Below are 17,225 nucleotides of genomic sequence, written 5' to 3' on the forward strand. Positions count from 1 at the left end.
CCGAAAGGCTTGGATTACGCTCGTGCGCATGGCCGACGCACCGTACAAACTGATCCTCCTCCGCCACGGCGAGAGCGAGTGGAACGCGAAGAACCTGTTCACCGGCTGGGTGGACGTCAACCTCAACGACAAGGGCGAGAAGGAGGCAGTCCGCGGCGGTGAGCTGCTCAAGGACGCCGGCCTGCTCCCCGACGTGGTGCACACCTCGCTCCAGAAGCGAGCGATCCGCACCGCGCAGCTCGCCCTCGAAGCGGCCGACCGCCTCTGGATCCCGGTCCACCGCAGCTGGCGCCTGAACGAGCGCCACTACGGCGCCCTCCAGGGCAAGGACAAGGCGCAGACCCTCGCGGAGTTCGGCGAGGAGCAGTTCATGCTCTGGCGCCGCTCCTACGACACCCCGCCGCCCCCGCTGGAGGACGGCACGGAGTTCTCCCAGTCGGACGACGCGCGCTACGCGACGATCCCCCCGGAGCTCCGCCCCCGCACGGAGTGCCTGAAGGACGTCGTCATCCGCATGCTCCCGTACTGGTACGACGGCATCGTCCCGGACCTGCTCGCGGGCCGCACGGTCCTGGTGGCGGCCCACGGAAACAGCCTCCGCGCCCTGGTCAAGCACCTCGACGGCATCTCCGACGCCGACATCGCGGGCCTGAACATCCCGACGGGCATCCCGCTGTCGTACGAACTGGACGCCGACTTCAAGCCGGTCAACCCCGGCGGTACGTACCTCGACCCCGAGGCGGCTGCGGCGGCTATTGAGGCGGTCAAGAATCAGGGGAAGAAGAAGTAAGCCGTATTGATCAAGCTCCCTGCCTGCGGGTTTCCCGTAGGCAGGGAGCTTGATGCTGTGCTGGGGCCGTCTCTGGGCCGTCAGGTGCGGCGGCGCGAGCGGCAAATGCGGATGTCGAGGACGATCAGCAGCGCCACGGGGATGGCGATCTCGACCGGGGCATCCGCCCAGAGGGCGAGCGCGCCGCCGGCTGTGGGTGTCGCAGGTTCGAATCCTGCCGGGGGCACCAGCCAAAAGGCCACCTCCCATTTTTGGGAGGTGGCCTTCGACGTCAAGGTCTGACATCAACGAGGGCGGTCACTGACGACCGGGGCGCGCCCTCTGAGCAGGTTGTCCGACCGTTTCCCACTAGGGTCGGGGCGCGGCGGCGGCGCTGCGCCGTGCCTGCCGGTACTGCTCGAACAGCCGGTCGGCGGTCTCGCAGGTGCCAGTGGCCTTGCCGTTGTCATCCATAGTCCGGCAGTGCGGGCAGCCAGGGCAGTGCAGGAGCATGCGCAGGTACGCGGCTCGCTCGGGCGCGTTCGGGCACTGATGCTCCCTGTTCTCGTAGTGGTCGCACAGGGCCTGGACGGAGCGGGCGAGGTGTTGGGCGTGGGCGATCCGGGCGGACAGGTTGCGTCCGGGCTCCGCGCTCAGCCGCAGCCGGGCCTCCGCGAGGCAGAAGAGCGCACAAGCCCGCAGCACATCGTCCTGCGGCCGAGCAAGCACTGCCGCCTCGACCTCAGGAATGGCCACCATGATGTGCCCGCGCAGTTGGAGCGTGAGCATCTCCAACTCCTCAGGAGAGGGCTCCTTGGCGCCCTCCGCCAGCAGACGGTACGCACAGGCACGCATGGTCTCGAGGTCGAGCGGCAGAAGTCTGGTTGCGGGCTCGGTCATGCCTCGTCCTCATACTCGTTCTCGTCGGCCGGGCAGCCGCCCGCCGCGATGAGCGCCAGTAGGTCGGCTGCCTTGCACAGGCGGCCCGGTGGGGCCATGGGCACGGCCCAGTACGAAGCCCGCGTGTGCTCGTCCAGCGCGGTGCGGTCGGCCCGCGGCACACCGAGGTAGGTGCCCTCACCCAGGCACTCGGCGACCGGCACGAGCCACCTCTCGGCGCTGCCCGGCGGTACGAGGGCGTAGTAGCGGCAGAAGCCGGGATCGTGGATGACTGGACCGCCGCCGAGGTACTGCGCGAGCCGATCGCACACTGTGGACGGATCGTCGCTTCCGACAGCTCGGTGCACGATTCGATCCGGAAGACGGACCGCATCGAAGATCTTCCCCAGCGGGATCAGCGCGAGCTTCGCGGCACTGCTCCACTCGCGGCACACCGCGCCTGGTGACGGATGAGCGGAGGCCAGCCACCTCTCCACCGTCCCGCAAGGGGGCGGGCTGCTCAGGGATGTGCGGCCCGTTGCTCGGACCGTAGTCTCTGCCATGTCGACCTGCTCTCTCAGGTTGGCCATACCCCGGGGCCGTTCGCGCGGCCGCCGGGGACTATGGGGTCTGGCCAGGATCCTGTGACTCTTCGTGTCGATTCGATCCCGCACCGGTAATCTCACGGTGGGATGACTTTCCATCCATTCGTGGATACCGGGGGCCGTGCATGGGGACCGCGCTGGAGCCGATCGAACTACCTGACTGGGCATGGGAGCGCGCCGAGGTGCGTCAGGCCCTGCGCACACGGGACATGGGGGCCGTGTTCCGGTGCGTGCAGCAGTACGCCGGAGCGAGCCAGGCCCGCATTGCCACAGCGGCAGGGATGACACAGGCTCGCGTCAACGAAATCATCAATCGGCGCCGCGAAGTCTCAAGGCTCGACGTGTACGAACGGATCGCCGACGGCCTTCACATGCCAGACGACGCCCGGCACCTGCTCGGGCTGGCCGCCGGTCGCGAGAAACGCTCAGGCGGTGCGGCCTTCGACCTCGCGGCATTCCCTGAAGTCGTCCGCGTCTACGCAAAGCAGAACTCCGCAGCGCACGAAATCCAGCAGCAGGCACGGGAAGCACAGGAGTTGGACGTACTCGCAGTGCGCGGACTCGGTCTGATCGGACTGAACGACAGCCTTCTGCGTGCCTGCCTGCCACGCGAGCAGGGTGGCAAGGGGCTTCGCGTGCGGGTGGCTCTGCTCGACCCCGACAGCAATGCCCTGGATCAGCGCGCCGCAGAGATCGGCGAGTCCGCCGAGGCTCTCGCCGGCGGCGTGCGACTCGCGGAGGCGCGGCTGCGGGAGCTGGCAGATACGTGCGACCTGGGCGTATGGCGGTACCGCATGCTGCCCACTTGGCGACTCATCCGCACCGACTCCACCCTGTTCGTCGGCGCCTTCGACGCAGGCTGGGAAGGCCACGAGTCGGCCACGTACAAGGTGATGCAAACCCCGCACGGCCCGCTCTTCCGGGGCTTTTCCAGGATGTTCGAGGCCGTCATCGACGGCGCGCAGCGCACGGTCTGAAGGAAAGGGAACCGCTCGTGATCGAAGCGGAGTTGAAAGCCCGCCTCCACTCACCCGAGGCGGTCATGCGGCAACTCGACGAGCTGGCGACGGCCCGCATCGAGGTATACCAGGACACCTACTACGACCGCCCCGACAGGTCCCTGGACAAGGCCGGCGAAGAACTCCGGGTCCGCACAGTGCACGGCGCGAACGGAACCCGCACAGTCCTCACATACAAAGGCGCCGCGGTCGACCAGGACTCCGGATCCAAACCCGAGCACGAGACCCACGTCGAGGACGCGGACGCGACACACGCCATCCTGCGCAGCCTCGGGCACGTGCCATTCATCGCCTTCGAAAAGCGATGCCGGAACTACGACTTCGAGGCACACGGCCGCAAGATGCTGGCCACCCTCGTCCGCGTCCCCGAGATCGACGGCACCTTCCTCGAGGTGGAAACACTCGTCAACGAGGATGACGTGACCGCCGCCCTGGACGACATCCGCGCCGTCCTCACCGACCTCGGCATCGGCCCGAAGCACCTGACACGCGAGACGTACACCGCCGCCGTCGCCGCACAACGCCGCTAACGCACACCACTCCGCCGACACCAGCTCGTGCCACAACCCATGCGCCGGCTGCCGCGAGACCCAACCTGCCCCCCAACTTGAGTGACCGGAACCCCCGATGCGACCTCCATGACCGCGTGATACAGCTGCTCGACCACGCTCAACTCCACCAGCGCCAATCCCGGCCTCCCCACACGCACCGCAACGACGCGCACAGAAAAGCCGAACACGGCCACTGTCAACCATCAGCTGGGACCAAAGTGTCAAGCATCTCCGGGGACCAGACACAAGCACCTGATCTCAGCGCGGTAGAACTTTCCCTACTTCATCAAGGCCCGCGCACGGCGCGGGCGCGCGCCGCCTCTGCGGCGCGGCCTGCCTCCTGTCTTCGCCCCGGCTGGCCGCGCCCGGCGGCGCGCTCGGCGGCTGCGGGCATGGAGTGGGAGAGACCCTCTGTGGCTGGGGCGGTCGGCTCCACGGCTTTAGGCAGCCACTTTGGGGCGAGCCTCGAAGATCATGGCCCCAACGTCGTGCTTTAACGGGCAGGTCCACAGACTGCCCGACGCGCCGGAAGCTTACGGGGCCATGATCACTCGCCCCAAAGCAGCTCCAGCCCAAAGCCGTTCCACCGACCTAAACGGGTACGCACTGCGATACTCGCTGACTACCATCAGGACGTGCTCAAACTTCTAATTGACACAAGCGTCTGGTTGGACATTGCCAAACGGCGAGACGGCCAGCGAGTCATCGTGCCTCTGCGCGTTCTCATGTTCCAGAAGAAGCTGGAGATTTTTGCCCCTCCACTTGTCCTGGACGAGTTCGAGAGGAATCGTCCTCGCGCAGAAGAGTCGGTCAGCGTTAGCATTCGTGACCGCTTCAAAGCTATCCGCCAAGACCTTCAGGAGTACGGAGACACGCAAGCTGGCGAGTGGATCGAAGAAATGGCCCATCTGATCCCACACGTCAGTGCGCGTTCGCTTCAGAACTTCTCGGAGATATCCGCACTGCTCCAAGATGCAACACGAGTCGAGCCTGATCAAAGTCACTACGAGGCTGTTGTACGGCGAGGTCTCGACAAGTCCGCACCGCTACACCTGAACAAGAACAGTGTGGCTGATGCACTACTAATCGAGCTGTACGCGACCACCGTTCGCGCAGCCGACGACGGCGACGAGCGATGCGTATTCGCGACTTCTAACTACCAAGATTTTTCCGCACCGAACGGCGACCGCCGTAAGCCCCACCCGGACCTAGCCACCTTTTTCCATGAGAACTCACACTACGCTTACGAAGTGAACGGCCTTGTAGCAATCCTCACGGAACTACTGGGCGATGAGTACACGGAACTCGCCGAGGAAGTCGACGTCGTCCAGGAAGACACCAGGTCTCTGCTCGAAATCCTGGAGGCCGAGGAAGAGTACTTCGACCGCATCTGGTATACCCGGAGCATGTCTCACCTGACCAAGAATCCGGATGCGGCGGACATTGGGAAAAGGCACGCGAACGACTAGAAAAGAAGTACGGCGCAGAAAATCTGCTGCCTGAAAGTGACTGGGAGTTCGGCTACTGGAACGGCAAGCTTGCAGCCCTGCGGTGGGTCCTAGGAAGTGAATGGGACTTCCTCGACACATAGGCAGGCTCCGGAGCCTAGGTCAAGCCGCAGGTCGCAACGCTGGTCCCTGGACGGCGGGGAGCGGGCAGTGTCAGTGTCGTGCCGTAGCTTCCATCCCATGGATATGGGAGACGTGCCGGCATGGGCCGCACTGGTCGTATCAGTCGGAGCTGTTGCCGTCAGCCTGAAAGCACGCGGCGACGGAAGTCGTGCTGCTGACGCGGCAGAGAAGTCGGTAACGGAAGCGCAGCGTTCAGCCGAGGCCTCGGAACAAGCGGTAGCGGAGGCACGCCGTTCCAGTGACGCCGCCGAACGGTCAGCAGCCGTCGCGGAGGAGACGCTAGCGGACCAGCGCCGCGAAGCAGCGGAGCGCCGAGCTGCTGAAGCGGAAGCGAATCGCCCTCGTGCGGCGCTGAAGATCGAGCATGCGAACAAGGCGAAGTGGCACCTAGTGAACTACGGTACGGCCGCAGCGGAGAATATCGTCTGCGTCGATGAAGTCGAGGCCATGATCGGGGACTGGCCTACCGGCTTGTCCCTGCCTCCAGGGGAGATTCACGACTTCATGATGGCGGGATCAATGCAGGCGTCGATCCCGTCCGTACTGCGGGTGAAGTGGGATGGGCAGGACGAGCCGGTGCCTCTTCGGGTGCCTCCTCGCGTAGGCTGATCCAAGGAGTGATCGGGCAATTCTGACATCACCATCTGACATCAACGGTGGCGAACGATGGTGCACCGATGCAGTCGCATCTGGATCGTCGCCCGACCACCGAGGCCCGTCTGGGCAGGCCGCTCCACAGGGTGATCGAACTCCTAAAGCGGTGGTCAGTCCGCCGTGGACTGTCTGTGAATAGACCCCACTCGGTCAAACGCACCTGAAATTATGAACAGGAACTCTGCTAAACAGTATGGGGTTTTGCGCCATGCTAGTAACCGAAGAAGCAGCGAAAGGTTTCACGCTTATCCCCTTCGTCGTCACACCAGGAAAGTTCCACGTCAATACGCCGCGCGCGGTGGCGCCATTTCGGTTCTTTGAGTGGAACGTCGACATACTCTCCTGCATCTAAGGTTACGTGCGATAGTTTTTCAAGACTCTTCGGCGACACCGTTGGGACCATCTTACCGTGATCAGGCGTAGCCAGAGTGAAGCTCATATTTCTTACTGGGGATGGCCCATCGTTCCGAATTGTGACGCTCATGGTTATGCCAACCAGCCGTGTTGCCACGCGAAGTTGTGCCTTCTGGTTGGCCAAGTGGCGCAAACGTTCGATCTCGTCGCGCTCTCGCTCAATTCCAAGTGCACTTTCGGCAGCGGCGGCACTTCGCTCGCCGGCCTGAGCCGCTTCTTCGGCAGCCAGTGCGCTACGTTCGCCCGCTCGGGCAGAGTACTCGGCCGCCCGCGTGCTGCGTAGTGCTAGCCAGCAAGCGAGTCCTGAAGCGAGCAAACTCAACGACGCAGTCCCACTGGCAACGTAATCACCGACCGACACGCATCCCCCTCACCTCGATGATTCACGAACAATTCCCGAATCATTGATCAGAAAACGTTCCGCGAAAACGTTCGAATCAGCCGCGCAGGTTTTGTCTCTCTGTCGTTCGTCAGCCAGTGGCTGGGCCGGCACCGTGATCGAGCGCGCCCAGCAGAGAGTTCAGGACGAAGAGGTCATGCCAGAACCGTGCCAGGTCGTGTGGGGAACCACGGGGAATAGCGGGGAACAGGACGTCAGCCGGTCAGACCCCGCAGCTGCTTCTTCACAGGTCAGCCCGGCAACCACCCGGAGAGAACCCAAGCTTCCCAAGCTCAGGGCGCTCATCCCGTTTGCAAGCACGTGGCCTCGTCCACGGTCGGGCGTCACCCCGTTCCGGCACGTTCCTTCGCTGATGCTTGCCGGGGCATCGGGCGGTCCAGGTGGACTACCACGGTGGTGTAGAAGCGGTGCACGGCGTCGTCGACGCTGCGGATGAAGCCGGATTCGGCGTTCCCGCGACTGCTTCCCATGCTTTTGAACAGGGACAGGCGGAAGCCGGTGATGTGGGTGTCGTTGCTCTTCGGGAGCATGTCCGCTGGCTCCGGGCGGAGCCGTTCCAGCGTGCCCCGCGGCCCACCGGTCTCTCCTTCGATCAGAGTTTCGATGTGGAGGTCTGCCGGGGCCTCGGCCAGGCGGCGGATGAGGCGTTTGGCCCAGGTCAACGGGTAACCCTGCTCGGGTGCGGGGATCTCGATGGAGTTGCGGAGCTTGCCGGTGCGCAGGTCGGCGCTGATCGCCAGAATTCCGGGTGCGCCCTCGATCCGGAGCTCTGCCTGAAGCCTGCCGTCGACGCAAAGCTGATCGGCCAGGAGGCTGCGGCGGGTTCTCGGATCAGCTCCACGCTTGGCGCGCTGAACAGGCAGTACCTTCTGTCCGAGTTCGCCACCGAGGCTGAGGCACATCTGACGGATGAGCCGTTCCCAGCTCTCGACCACGTCCAAGGCACGCAGATCGCCCTGACACAGAGTCTCGTCATCGATTCCGTTGCGTACGGGGACCCAGGCCGCCCCCATATTCTGAAAACCGTGGCAGCCGGAGTTCTCATGCCTCAGGTAGTACAGCAGTTCCTGGAGCAGCCAGGCATGTGCCTTGTCTCCAACGCCCTCGTGCCGGATCAGCATCTGTGCCTGGTGGGTGACTTCGGCCCAGGACAGGTGCCAGAGAGCCACCTTGTGCTTGCGCCGTCCGTCGATCTTGACGTCGACGAGCGGGCTGCCTTCCAGCGCGACGTCGTTCGACAATGTGATCACGGCCTCGTAGCCACGGCGTGCGGCGATGTCCGCGTATGCCTGCACCTGCTCAGGCTTAAGGGCGTTGCCGTTGGTCTTGGTCTCCACCAGCGCGGTCCACAGTTTGCCGGCCCGCTCGACACGGACCACCCCGTCGGGGCGTCGCGGTGTATCGCCATGCGGCAGGGAGACCTCGGTGAACGTCTCCATACGGCCCGACGGTGCTCCGAACGCCGCCGTGAGTCTCCGGCCGAACTCGGGCACCTGCGCCATCACCGACAGCAGTACCGACGTAGCGCGCATTTCCCGGTCCCGGTCGCTCTTGAGTACCGACACCGGAAAGAGTCTGGCCTGCTTCCAGGACTCATTGTCCGCCAGAGACTTCCTGGCCGCCCTGGGCACAGTGACCTTCTTCTTCGCAGTGCGAGGCCGTGCCGCCTTCTTTGGCCCCACCTCGTCGCCAGGCGAGCGGGGAGCCGGAACCAAGCCTGGCGTCACCTGCTGTTCCTGCTCAACGGCCGGAGCCGGAACAGCCGTATCAGCCTGCTCGCTGCTCTCTGTACTGCTCAGCGCTTCCTCTGTGCCCGCGTCGTCATCGATGTCGACACCGAAGTCCGCCGCCAGACCGGCCAGGCCGGTGTCGTAGCCCTGTCCGACAGCACGGAACTTCCACTCTTCCCCACGCCGGTACAACTCGCCGAAGATGATCGCGCTCACTGCGCCAGCGTCATCGATGGCGAATCTGAGAAGGCTCTCCCCGCCCCCATCGGCCAGTGTCATCTTCAGGTCTTCCAGCTCCCCGAAGCCAGCGCCCTCGTAGCGGCTCGCCGCCACGACGATCCGGTCGATGCCGGACGGGACCGCGGTCAGGTCGAAGCTGATCCGGTCCTCGTCGCCGCTCTCCGTCGGCGTCTTCCCCAGCAGTTGCACACTCCCGTCAGCGGCAACCGGGTTGTTGTAGAAGTAGAAGTCGCTGTCACTGCGCACTTTGCCGTTGGCATCCAGCAGCAGGACGGACACGTCCGCATCGCCTTCACCGGTCGGGCTGACCCAACGCAAACTCACAATCACCGAACCGACGTTCTCGCTCAGCGCCGCCAGCGCCACGTTCGAGCCCTTGATCATCTCATGCATGAAGCCCCCCAGATCTCGCAACTCGGGCACTTGGCTGCCCCCACCCAAGCCACCCACTCCGCGCCGCCGTCATGTGACGTATGGCACAACAAAGGACTGTAGTGCCCGATAACGAGACCGTGGGGGTGTCCGGAAACATCAAGCAGTGAGAACCAAGGGCCAACAGAGCAGCTCCACAAGTCCCGTTAGCCCCGATCGAGGGAACACACCGCGGACGTGGATCAAGGAGCATCGCTCAGGAACCTGCCGACGCAGCCCCGCCGCCTCACTTTCCGTCTCATCCACCTGCGTTCACGGCCGTTCAGACGAGACCCGAAGCCGTCCCAGTGCCGACGGCCAGCCGCCCATGAACCCAGGTGAACGCCCCCGAACGACGCCCGCCACCCCATCAGCACAGTTGGAAAGCGGAATGGGGAGAGAAGCCCCGGTCAGGGACCGGGGCTTCTCTCCCCATGTGTGCGCTACCGCGAAGCGAAGGTCGGCGCTGCCAGTCGCGGCTTCTGATTGCCCTTCAGGAGAGGTCAGGTTCGCTCACCGCCAAGAGGTGCCCGCGGCTGGTCGCGACACGGAGCACGTCCCGCAAGGCTTCGGTCAGCTTCGTCGTCAGAGGGCGCAGTTCCCCCAGCTCCGCATCCTCGTCGCCGAGTACTTCTAGTGCTTGCTCCAGCAGTTCGGCCGCCATCCCGAGTTGGACCGCTTCAAGGTTGTCCGCCAGGCGGGACATGTAGCCATCGCGGTCGTCGGTGCTGAGATAGCAGGGCTGGCCCTCCGGCCCCGACCACGGGAGGAGCCTTAGCTCGTTTCGGGCTGTCATCCTTGTGTCTGCCTCTCCTCGATCACGTGGTGGGTGGTGAAGACCGCGTCGACGCGGTCCCCCGGGAACACCAGAAGCGCGGCCTCAACGACCCGCCCAGCGCTGTCGGCGGCGACGCGTGTGATCGCGAGAACTGCCACGGCGGAGCTGATCCGGAGGGTCGAGACTTCGTCCGGCGTCGGGAGGCGGGCAGATACCGTCTCCCGGAACTCGGCCGGCGGGGGGCTCAGCATGGCGAACCTCGTGACTATCCCCTCGCTTGAGGTGCCGTCGCCGAGCACTGAGTTCGGCGTCAGGTCACGCGGGACGTAGAGGCGGGCCAAGCTGTGCGGCGACTCTCCCTCGTGGCTGATGCAGACGAACTCGGTCAGTGGGGTACCGTTCGGCACCCTCAACAGGGCTGTCAGATGCCCGCGCGCCCGAATCGCGGTGGTGCGGACAGTGACGCGCAGAGCCGCGTCAGCAGCGGTCCACGGGTCCAACGTGCCCCATCCGCCGACGTATGTGATCTTGCGGAGGGGACGACGAACGAAGTTCCCCTTACCGTGGATCTTCTCGACGAGGCCTTCCCCCTGAAGCACTGCGAGAGCATTCCGCAGCGTCGGCGTGCTGACCCTGTATTGACCTGCTAGCTGAGTCTCAGAGGGAAGGCGTTCGCCGGGCTTGATGCGGCCGGTCGTGATCTGGTGCCGGAGGTCATCGGCAATGCTGTGATGGCGAGAAGGCATGGACTCCATCACCGCCTTCTCAGCATCCGCACGGCGACGAGCCGGGTCCGAGTGTGCATGGTCAGCAACTCGCCCGACTCGAACAGAAGTTGCTTGGCCCCATGGGGCAATTGGAAGAGGTTGCTCACTCGGCACGCCCGGCCGCCGACCTGTATGACGTCGCCGCGCTGCACGGTGGTCGAGGTGATCTCAACGGTGGATACCAGCGCGCCGCTGGGTGCCCGTTCCCTCACCGCTTCACCTCCGCAAGCGTGGACTGGTCGAATGCCGAGTGGCAGGGGCAGTCGCATGCCTCGTAGATCACCGGAATGTCGATCGGCGCCGCGGCCGGGGAGGACTCCGCACAGGCATGGTGCGTGCCGATCCGGCATGAGGTCGATCGGTAGGAGGCAGTCTCAGCGTGCGTGATGCGAAGCCGTTGGCGAGGAGGCATCAGCGGACCCCCGCGAGGGCGGACCAGGCTTCAGCCGGCAGATGGCGAGCTACCACAATCGAGCGCTGCCGTACGCGCTTCTCCCAGGCCAGCATGTACGGACGGACGAGCGCGATGTCCTCACCCGCGAGCGAGTCCGCGCCGTCCGGGTGCCGTCCCTGGGCGGTCGTCGACCTGTCGGTGAGCGCAGGGTGTGCCAAGGCGGCTGTCGGCCGGGAGGATGTTAAGGGGCGGCGGTGCCTGCCCTTGGGGCGGTGCCGCTCCCTGGTGAGCGAGACGGCACGACGGATACGGTTGAGCAACGCTGCTCAGCTCCTTATCGCTGATGGCTCGGTCCCCCGACATCGCCCGTCGTGGGGACCGCTTTGCGTACGACCGCCCAGAGGGTGCGGCCGCTCAAGCTGGTGGCGAGAAGCCCGAATTGATCGGCCTCGGCCACCGCTTCCAGGGCCTCCCGCCATGACTCGGCGGAGAGCGATTCCGGCACCTCCGCTTCGACCGTCGTGTGTCGGGCGTGCTCCTCCACGCGCGTGGGGAGCCCGACGGCCGATAACCGGGCGGCGATGGCCGCCGCGCTAACTCCCGAAGCGGGCACAGAGCAGCCTCCGTCACCGGCGATCACTTTGAGTGAAGCTAATTAACTAGATTAGAGCTAGTGGACTAGATTTTCCATATGCCTGAGCAGCCGCCCTATCTCCGCATCGCCGACGAACTCCGGCGGCGAATCGCGGAGCACGTGTGGGAGCCGGGGGACCGTCTTCCCTCCCGTGCCCAGATCGGCCAGGAGTGCGGCGTGGGCGAGAACGTGGTGCGCCGGGCACAGGAACTGCTGATCTCCCAGGGCGTGCTGGAGGGCCGCGCCGGTTCCGGTACGTATGTCGCCGAGCCCCGACAGCGGGTGCGAGTTGTCCGTTCAGCGGCGCGCGAGCAGCCCGACGGGTCCCCGTTCCGCGCGGACATGAAGGCTGTGGGCAGGCAGGGGGACTGGGAGAGCCGGACCGACGCCAAGGTCCCGGCGCCGACGGAGATCGCGGCGCGTCTCGGTATCGCCGAGGGTGACCTATGCGTTCGTACCGCGTACGAGTTCCTCGCCGACAGCAGGCCGGTGCAGTTGTCGACGAGTTGGGAGCCGTACGACCTCACCGCCGGCACCCTCGTCGTCCTGCCCGAGGGAGGGCCGCACGCCGGAGCGGGCGTCGTGAATCGGATGGCCGAGATCGGCATCACCGTCAGCCACGCCGTGGAGCAGCCCGAGCCACGGCAAGCGACCGCCGAGGAGGCGTCACTTCTCGGCATCCAGAAGGCCGCCCTGGTCACGCACATCCGCCGGACGTACTACAGCGACCAGGGACGGCCCGTGGAGACGGCGGACATCGTGGTGCCCGCCGCTCACTGCGAGATCGTCTACGAGATCCCGATCAACCGTTAGTCGTCGGCGAACCCGCCGCCCGATGGATCTCCGAATGCGGTGGGTCGCCCGTGCTCAATCCGTGCCCGATCGAGCGGGAAACCACGGGGACACACGGCGCCGAGCGTGCACCGCTCAGCGTAACGGCCCCCGACCATGTGACCTGGTCAGGGCCGTTGCGTACTGCGGTGGGTGTGGGATTTGAACCCACGGTGACTCGCGCCACGACGGTTTTCTAAGATCACCTACGGCTCGGCTCGCAGGTGGAGGGCGCCCAACGCACGTCCAGCAACCCTCTTTCGGCCAACTCGACGCTGCGGAGCGTACAGAAATCCAAGCCTGGGTATTCATGTCGTCGCACGGAAGGCGATCTGCAGCCTGGGGGGCTTCAATGCGTGTTTCCGAGTACTACAAGCTGGGTCGAACGCAGCCAACTCTCGACTTTGTCGATGTTGACGTAGAAAAAGACACCCCCGTCTACATTGATCCGAGCACACTAAAAAATCTTCCGGACGAGTGGTCAAGCCAGTGTCACACGATGCTTTCGACGTTCTTTCATAGTGTTGTCGATGCAATCAACCACGGCGACCCAGGGCGACTGCGTGAACTCCTAGTTCGCCTGCAAGAGCCTAATGAAACTCACTTCGGATTATCTAAGGGAAAGTCGCGCGGTCGAGGCCTGGGCCCCTACCTTGTGCAACGCATTTCCAAGAACCTCGTAGTTAGTGCAGCAGCACAAACCGGTCTGCTTGAGGACCTGGAAGACACAGCACTTTTTATAGAAGGTATTGGCAAAGACATCATTTCGGACGTGACCACGAATATCATTCGCGGGATGCTTATCTCCTATGCGCAGTCAATGGCATCCATGTACGGAATGGAACTTCAGGAGGGAATCTACAGCGGGCTCGTCTGGAACCCTTCGACCTGCGAATGGGAGGAGGGTAATACGAGGATGTTGGTGCCGCTAGGAAATCCACTCCTGCTGGTGCCGAAGGTGGTCGTCCGTCATGATCTTCATTTGACTAAAGAGGATTACTTCCGAAACCATCTCGCTCCTACGCTTCAAGATGAGGAGCTCGACAAGCCAGGCGGCAAGCTCGTCCAAACGGCCAAGAGTGGGCGAAAATTTGTAACCAAGATAGACATTGAGAAAGAGTACGGCGGCGACAAAGACAAGATGGTCGACCTGAGCGTGACCCGGCCTGAAGTATTCCGCGCCTACAAGGAAGAGAAGCGCAAGAAGCCATCGAACCCCCTGGATCATGACGAGCTAAGCCAGGCGACCGGGACTAAGCCTGTTAGTTACCGGAGTCTTCTTAAAGCGGTCCTAGACACACCGCCAGGCTCCGAGCATGCCACCGCATATCACCACGGTGTTCACGCACTCCTAAGTGCGATCTTCTATCCGTGGCTGACATACCCTGTTGTTGAGCACCCCTTGGACCAGTCCAGAAAAAGAGTCGACATCACGTACACGAACAGCGCGACCGATGGGTTCTTCGGTTGGGTGACGCGACAGGGCCATCCGAGTTCACATATATTCGTCGAGTGCAAGAATTACAATTCTGAACTCGGAAATCCAGAGTTGGATCAGCTATGCGGAAGATTCTCGCCCCTACGCGGAAAGGTCGGGCTGTTACTGTGCAGGTCTCTCTCTGATAAGGAAAACTTCCTGCAGCGCTGCCGAGACGCAGCGCTCAGTCGACACGAATTCGTTCTCCTCCTAGACGACGGCGACCTTTCAGCCCTCGTTGATGAGGTCGTGTTAGCGCACACTCCGTTCGACCCGACCGAGAACGACGAAGACGAGCAGGAAAGGCCCTACCCAGGTGAGTTCCGGCTCCTGTTCGAGCGGTTCCGCAAGCTCGTCAGCTGATCCATGGCGACGGGTGCCTAGTGTGATCAGGCGTTGAGGGCCTTCCACCGGGAGAGCAGCGATGAGTGTCTAACTGCGTGACAACGCCGACGTACAGCGGCGGACAACCGCGCACACCTGCGCACCAATCACAGCAGGTGAGAGGCACACCAGCCCAAGGTCGACCGCCCACCCAAGTTGCTTCGGGACGAAGAAGTCATTGAGCCTTTTCAGCGCAGGCACTGATCGGGTGACGAGGTCGCAGGGCGCAACGCACAAGGCTCCCGTGCCGTTGAGTGAGGTGTTCGAAGTCTCAACCCACCGGCACAGGAGCCCTGTTGGTTCCCCATCCTGCCGCACTCGACCTCCCGCATGCGCTGGTCGAGTGGGCCACCATGCTCATCGTCACCCGCGAGGGTGACCGCCGCTGCAAGCTACCGCCGCACCAGCGTGCGCTGGTCGCCCTGGTGTACCTGCGCAGGCACGATACCCTCGCGCAGATCGCGGCGGCCACACGACCTGACGGCGGCCCGCACCCACCGGATCATCCGGATCTGCGAACGCCAAGGCATCCCGATCCTCGCCAACCGGGCCTACATGGGAGCCGGCCCGTGGGTGACGACACCTCACCGGCGGCCACCGGGCCGTGGCCTCACACCCACCCAGAAGACCGTCAACCGTGCGCTGTCCGCCGCCCGGGCACCGGTCGAACGCGGCGTCGCACGACTGAAGTCATGGCGGATCTTGCGCAAAGCCCGATGCAGCCCGAATCGAATGTCGTCAATCTCCGCCGCCCTCCTCACCCTGGAGCGGCAACGCTGAAAGGGCTCATTGTCGAAAGAGCCACTGCACGCTGCCGCCATCGCAACTTACTCCACAGACGCCTTCGAGGAGCGTGGCTAGGGCCGGTTGGTGGGTACCGTGGCACACGCGCGCCTGATCGGTCGGCGCACCCGCCATCGTGGCTGACTGTCGTCGGCTGAGGCTCAGACGACCCCAAGGCTGGCGTCCGCTCAAGGTGCGTCGGGGGCTTGCCAGTTGCGTGCCAGATCCTGCGGGGACTCGCCGAGGGGCAGAGAAGACTCAGCCACCGATCACCAGGGCTGGTACACCGCTCCGCCGCAGGTCGGTGTCGTAGTCGCCCCTCGAAGACCCAGGCTCCGCGAGCTGAGAGTCTTGCGAGTACGCAATAGCTGGCCATGCGCAGCTACGGTTGGCCAACTGGCGATCGTTCCATCCGGTTGGGTTCGCGAATAGAAGCCATGCAACCGACTGGGCGCTTGGACGGTCCTGTGCCGTGTGAAACCTAACCTGTCTCCGCGCCGGGGCCTGCGTCTTTGGCCCGTCGGCCCAGTCCTCATCCTGGCCTTCATCACCGCCATCGCTGTTGCCGGCGCAGTGTTCTTCACAGCATGGGACCTGCTCGGCGTCCAAGGCCTCAAGCCCGAACGTCGGGTCGATTCCAAGACTCTTTTCGACCTGGTCAAGCTCTCCTTCGGCGTCGTCGCTGGGGCCGGTGCTCTGGTCGCTCTGATCGTGGCCTATCGGCGTCAGCGTGTCGACGAGGATGCTGCGCTGCGGGAAGCCACCCGCCTGCACACCGAGCGTTTCACCACCGCGGTATCCCAGCTAGGTGAGGAGTCCGCTGCGGTGCGCCTGGGCGGGGTGCACGCTCTGGCTGGTCTTGCTGACGACGCGCCGACCCGCGATCTGCGCCAGACCTGTATCGATGTCTTGTGCGCCTACCTCCGACTTCCTTATACGGCCGAGGCCAGCATCCCTGCCGACGACGCCGAAGCCCGGCACGCCTATCTGGCTCTGCGTGAAGTACGACATACCATCATCCGACTCATCCGAGATCACCTGCGCCTGACACCCGACCATCCGCGCTCCTGGCAAGGGCATGATTTCGACTTCAGCAACGTTGTCTTCGACGGCGGCGACTGGACCCGAGCGCGGTTCTCTGGCGGCCACGTCGCCTTCGATGGCGCACGGTTCTGCGGGGGCGACGTCTCCTTCGGAGGTGCGGAGTTCTCAGGTGGGCAGGTCTCCTTCGGCGCTGCCGAGTTCGTAGACGGCCACGTCCACTTCATGTTCGCGGAGTTTTCCGGCGGTGAGGTCATCTTCGAGGAGGCGCAATTCTCCGGCGGCCAGGTGTCCTTCACAGGAGCACAATTCTCGGGCGGCCAAATCTTCTTCGACACCGCAGAGTTCTCAGGTTGCGATGTCTCCTTCAACGCCGCGGCGTTCGCCAACGGAAAGATCACCTTCGTCTCTGATTTTTCCGGCGGAAAGGTGTCTTTCAACCACGCCCAGTTCTCGGGCTGCGAGGTCTCCTTCGACCGCTCGGAGTTCACCGGATGCGAGGTTTCCTTCGACGGCACGGCGTTCTCTGGTGGCACGATTGACCTTCGACAGGCGGTGGGGAACGCGCCTGAGGGTTTGCCACCAACAGACGTAAGACCACTTCCGTCGAGCCTGCTGCTGCCTGAGCGCTGGCATCAGCCCGCTGTCTGAAGGGTGTCCGGCCAAGCTGGGAGGGGTAATGCCTGATTCGCTCAACCAGAAGCACAAGCCGCTCTCCGGTCCCTGCGCCGCGCCTACCTCAAAGTTCAGTGGCACACGGCAGGCGGACACTCTCCCGAGTCCGAGCCCCTCTGGGACTCTGTCAGCGTTGACGTTTCGGGCAACTACACCCA

At 64.1% G+C, this 17,225-nt stretch carries 18 protein-coding genes and 1 pseudogene; 9 read left to right on the plus strand and 10 right to left on the minus strand.

What is annotated here, in order from left to right; translation table 11 throughout:
• The first annotated feature begins 28 nt into the window (after positions 1 to 28).
• Positions 29 to 790, plus strand: a complete 762-nt coding sequence (locus tag ABT063_RS04960; protein WP_351055742.1) for a phosphoglyceromutase — start codon at positions 29 to 31, stop codon at positions 788 to 790.
• An 80-nt stretch (positions 791 to 870) separates the two neighbouring features.
• Here the strand turns inward: ABT063_RS04960 and ABT063_RS04965 are convergent, their stop codons facing one another.
• The 3 genes from ABT063_RS04965 to ABT063_RS04975 all read right to left on the minus strand — a co-directional run bounded on the left by ABT063_RS04965 (position 871) and on the right by ABT063_RS04975 (position 1,980).
• The gene (locus ABT063_RS04965; protein WP_351055743.1) at positions 871 to 1,065 is read right to left on the minus strand and encodes a hypothetical protein; all 195 of its coding nucleotides are present in this window, start codon (positions 1,063 to 1,065) and stop codon (positions 871 to 873) included.
• A gap of 73 nt (positions 1,066 to 1,138) precedes the next feature.
• Positions 1,139 to 1,669: a DUF6415 family natural product biosynthesis protein gene (locus ABT063_RS04970; RefSeq protein ID WP_351055745.1), complete on the minus strand. Its 531-nt coding sequence runs from the start codon at positions 1,667 to 1,669 to the stop codon at positions 1,139 to 1,141.
• Positions 1,666 to 1,980: a hypothetical protein gene (locus ABT063_RS04975; protein ID WP_351055746.1), complete on the minus strand. Its 315-nt coding sequence runs from the start codon at positions 1,978 to 1,980 to the stop codon at positions 1,666 to 1,668. Before ABT063_RS04975 ends, ABT063_RS04970 begins: the two co-directional genes overlap by 4 nt.
• Positions 1,981 to 2,378: 398 nt before the next feature.
• On the opposite strand from ABT063_RS04975, the gene ABT063_RS04980 reads away from it, so the two are divergent.
• The 4 genes from ABT063_RS04980 (at position 2,379) to ABT063_RS04995 (ending at position 6,063) form a co-directional block, all read left to right on the plus strand.
• The gene (locus ABT063_RS04980) at positions 2,379 to 3,230 is read left to right on the plus strand and encodes a helix-turn-helix domain-containing protein (protein ID WP_351055747.1); all 852 of its coding nucleotides are present in this window, start codon (positions 2,379 to 2,381) and stop codon (positions 3,228 to 3,230) included.
• 17 nt (positions 3,231 to 3,247) lie between these two features.
• Entirely contained in the window at positions 3,248 to 3,802 is a 555-nt protein-coding gene (gene cyaB, locus ABT063_RS04985; protein ID WP_351055748.1) for a class IV adenylate cyclase, read from the plus strand.
• Between the two features lie 656 nt (positions 3,803 to 4,458).
• Positions 4,459 to 5,292 carry a PIN domain-containing protein gene (locus ABT063_RS04990; protein ID WP_351055750.1) on the plus strand — a complete coding sequence of 278 codons (834 nt, stop codon included), beginning with the start codon at positions 4,459 to 4,461 and terminating at the stop codon, positions 5,290 to 5,292.
• A 219-nt stretch (positions 5,293 to 5,511) separates the two neighbouring features.
• On the plus strand, positions 5,512 to 6,063 hold the full coding sequence (locus ABT063_RS04995) for a hypothetical protein (protein ID WP_351055751.1): 552 nt from the start codon (positions 5,512 to 5,514) through the stop codon (positions 6,061 to 6,063).
• Positions 6,064 to 6,319: 256 nt separating this feature from the next.
• On the opposite strand, the gene ABT063_RS05000 is transcribed toward ABT063_RS04995, so the two are convergent.
• The 7 genes from ABT063_RS05000 to ABT063_RS05030 form a co-directional block, all read right to left on the minus strand.
• A complete protein-coding gene (locus tag ABT063_RS05000; protein ID WP_351055752.1) occupies positions 6,320 to 6,883 on the minus strand; it encodes a hypothetical protein in 564 nt (187 codons plus the stop codon).
• A 362-nt stretch (positions 6,884 to 7,245) separates the two neighbouring features.
• Entirely contained in the window at positions 7,246 to 9,285 is a 2,040-nt protein-coding gene (locus ABT063_RS05005) for a TerD family protein (protein WP_351055753.1), read from the minus strand.
• 511 nt (positions 9,286 to 9,796) lie between these two features.
• Entirely contained in the window at positions 9,797 to 10,099 is a 303-nt protein-coding gene (locus tag ABT063_RS05010) for a hypothetical protein (RefSeq protein WP_351055754.1), read from the minus strand.
• Positions 10,096 to 10,827 carry a GntR family transcriptional regulator gene (locus tag ABT063_RS05015; protein ID WP_502990762.1) on the minus strand — a complete coding sequence of 244 codons (732 nt, stop codon included), beginning with the start codon at positions 10,825 to 10,827 and terminating at the stop codon, positions 10,096 to 10,098. Before ABT063_RS05015 ends, ABT063_RS05010 begins: the two co-directional genes overlap by 4 nt.
• Positions 10,828 to 10,835: 8 nt before the next feature.
• On the minus strand, positions 10,836 to 11,060 hold the full coding sequence (locus tag ABT063_RS05020; protein WP_351055756.1) for a hypothetical protein: 225 nt from the start codon (positions 11,058 to 11,060) through the stop codon (positions 10,836 to 10,838).
• Between the two features lie 199 nt (positions 11,061 to 11,259).
• Positions 11,260 to 11,562 (minus strand): hypothetical protein, encoded by a 303-nt coding sequence (locus ABT063_RS05025; protein ID WP_351055757.1) that lies wholly within the window; start codon positions 11,560 to 11,562, stop codon positions 11,260 to 11,262.
• 14 nt (positions 11,563 to 11,576) lie between these two features.
• The gene (locus tag ABT063_RS05030) at positions 11,577 to 11,855 is read right to left on the minus strand and encodes a hypothetical protein (protein WP_351056137.1); all 279 of its coding nucleotides are present in this window, start codon (positions 11,853 to 11,855) and stop codon (positions 11,577 to 11,579) included.
• Positions 11,856 to 11,933: 78 nt separating this feature from the next.
• Here ABT063_RS05030 and ABT063_RS05035 point away from each other — a divergent pair, with 78 nt between their 5' ends.
• From ABT063_RS05035 to ABT063_RS05050, 4 genes and pseudogenes are all read left to right on the plus strand, one after another.
• Positions 11,934 to 12,689: a GntR family transcriptional regulator gene (locus tag ABT063_RS05035; protein WP_351055758.1), complete on the plus strand. Its 756-nt coding sequence runs from the start codon at positions 11,934 to 11,936 to the stop codon at positions 12,687 to 12,689.
• A gap of 370 nt (positions 12,690 to 13,059) precedes the next feature.
• On the plus strand, positions 13,060 to 14,547 hold the full coding sequence (locus ABT063_RS05040) for a DUF8370 family protein (protein WP_351055759.1): 1,488 nt from the start codon (positions 13,060 to 13,062) through the stop codon (positions 14,545 to 14,547).
• Between the two features lie 317 nt (positions 14,548 to 14,864).
• Positions 14,865 to 15,348, plus strand: a pseudogene (locus ABT063_RS05045) (transposase family protein).
• A 477-nt stretch (positions 15,349 to 15,825) separates the two neighbouring features.
• A complete protein-coding gene (locus ABT063_RS05050; RefSeq protein WP_351055760.1) occupies positions 15,826 to 17,043 on the plus strand; it encodes a pentapeptide repeat-containing protein in 1,218 nt (405 codons plus the stop codon).
• Positions 17,044 to 17,225: the final 182 nt, after the last annotated feature.

The organism is Streptomyces sp. NPDC002838 (genome assembly GCF_040295365.1).
Taxonomy (GTDB): Bacteria; Actinomycetota; Actinomycetes; order Streptomycetales; family Streptomycetaceae; genus Streptomyces.

What these genes read in the sequence shown, in the direction of transcription:
- ABT063_RS05010 (WP_351055754.1), bottom strand. Translation starts at nt 10,099, where the DNA reads ATGACAGCCCGAAACGAGCTAAGGCTCCTCCCGTGGTCGGGGCCGGAG.
- ABT063_RS04995 (WP_351055751.1), top strand. Translation starts at nt 5,512, where the DNA reads ATGGATATGGGAGACGTGCCGGCATGGGCCGCACTGGTCGTATCAGTC.
- ABT063_RS04970 (WP_351055745.1), bottom strand. Translation starts at nt 1,669, where the DNA reads ATGACCGAGCCCGCAACCAGACTTCTGCCGCTCGACCTCGAGACCATG.
- ABT063_RS05035 (WP_351055758.1), top strand. Translation starts at nt 11,934, where the DNA reads ATGCCTGAGCAGCCGCCCTATCTCCGCATCGCCGACGAACTCCGGCGG.
- ABT063_RS05015 (WP_502990762.1), bottom strand. Translation starts at nt 10,827, where the DNA reads ATGCCTTCTCGCCATCACAGCATTGCCGATGACCTCCGGCACCAGATC.
- ABT063_RS05005 (WP_351055753.1), bottom strand. Translation starts at nt 9,285, where the DNA reads ATGCATGAGATGATCAAGGGCTCGAACGTGGCGCTGGCGGCGCTGAGC.
- ABT063_RS04980 (WP_351055747.1), top strand. Translation starts at nt 2,379, where the DNA reads ATGGGGACCGCGCTGGAGCCGATCGAACTACCTGACTGGGCATGGGAG.
- ABT063_RS04960 (WP_351055742.1), top strand. Translation starts at nt 29, where the DNA reads ATGGCCGACGCACCGTACAAACTGATCCTCCTCCGCCACGGCGAGAGC.
- ABT063_RS05040 (WP_351055759.1), top strand. Translation starts at nt 13,060, where the DNA reads ATGCGTGTTTCCGAGTACTACAAGCTGGGTCGAACGCAGCCAACTCTC.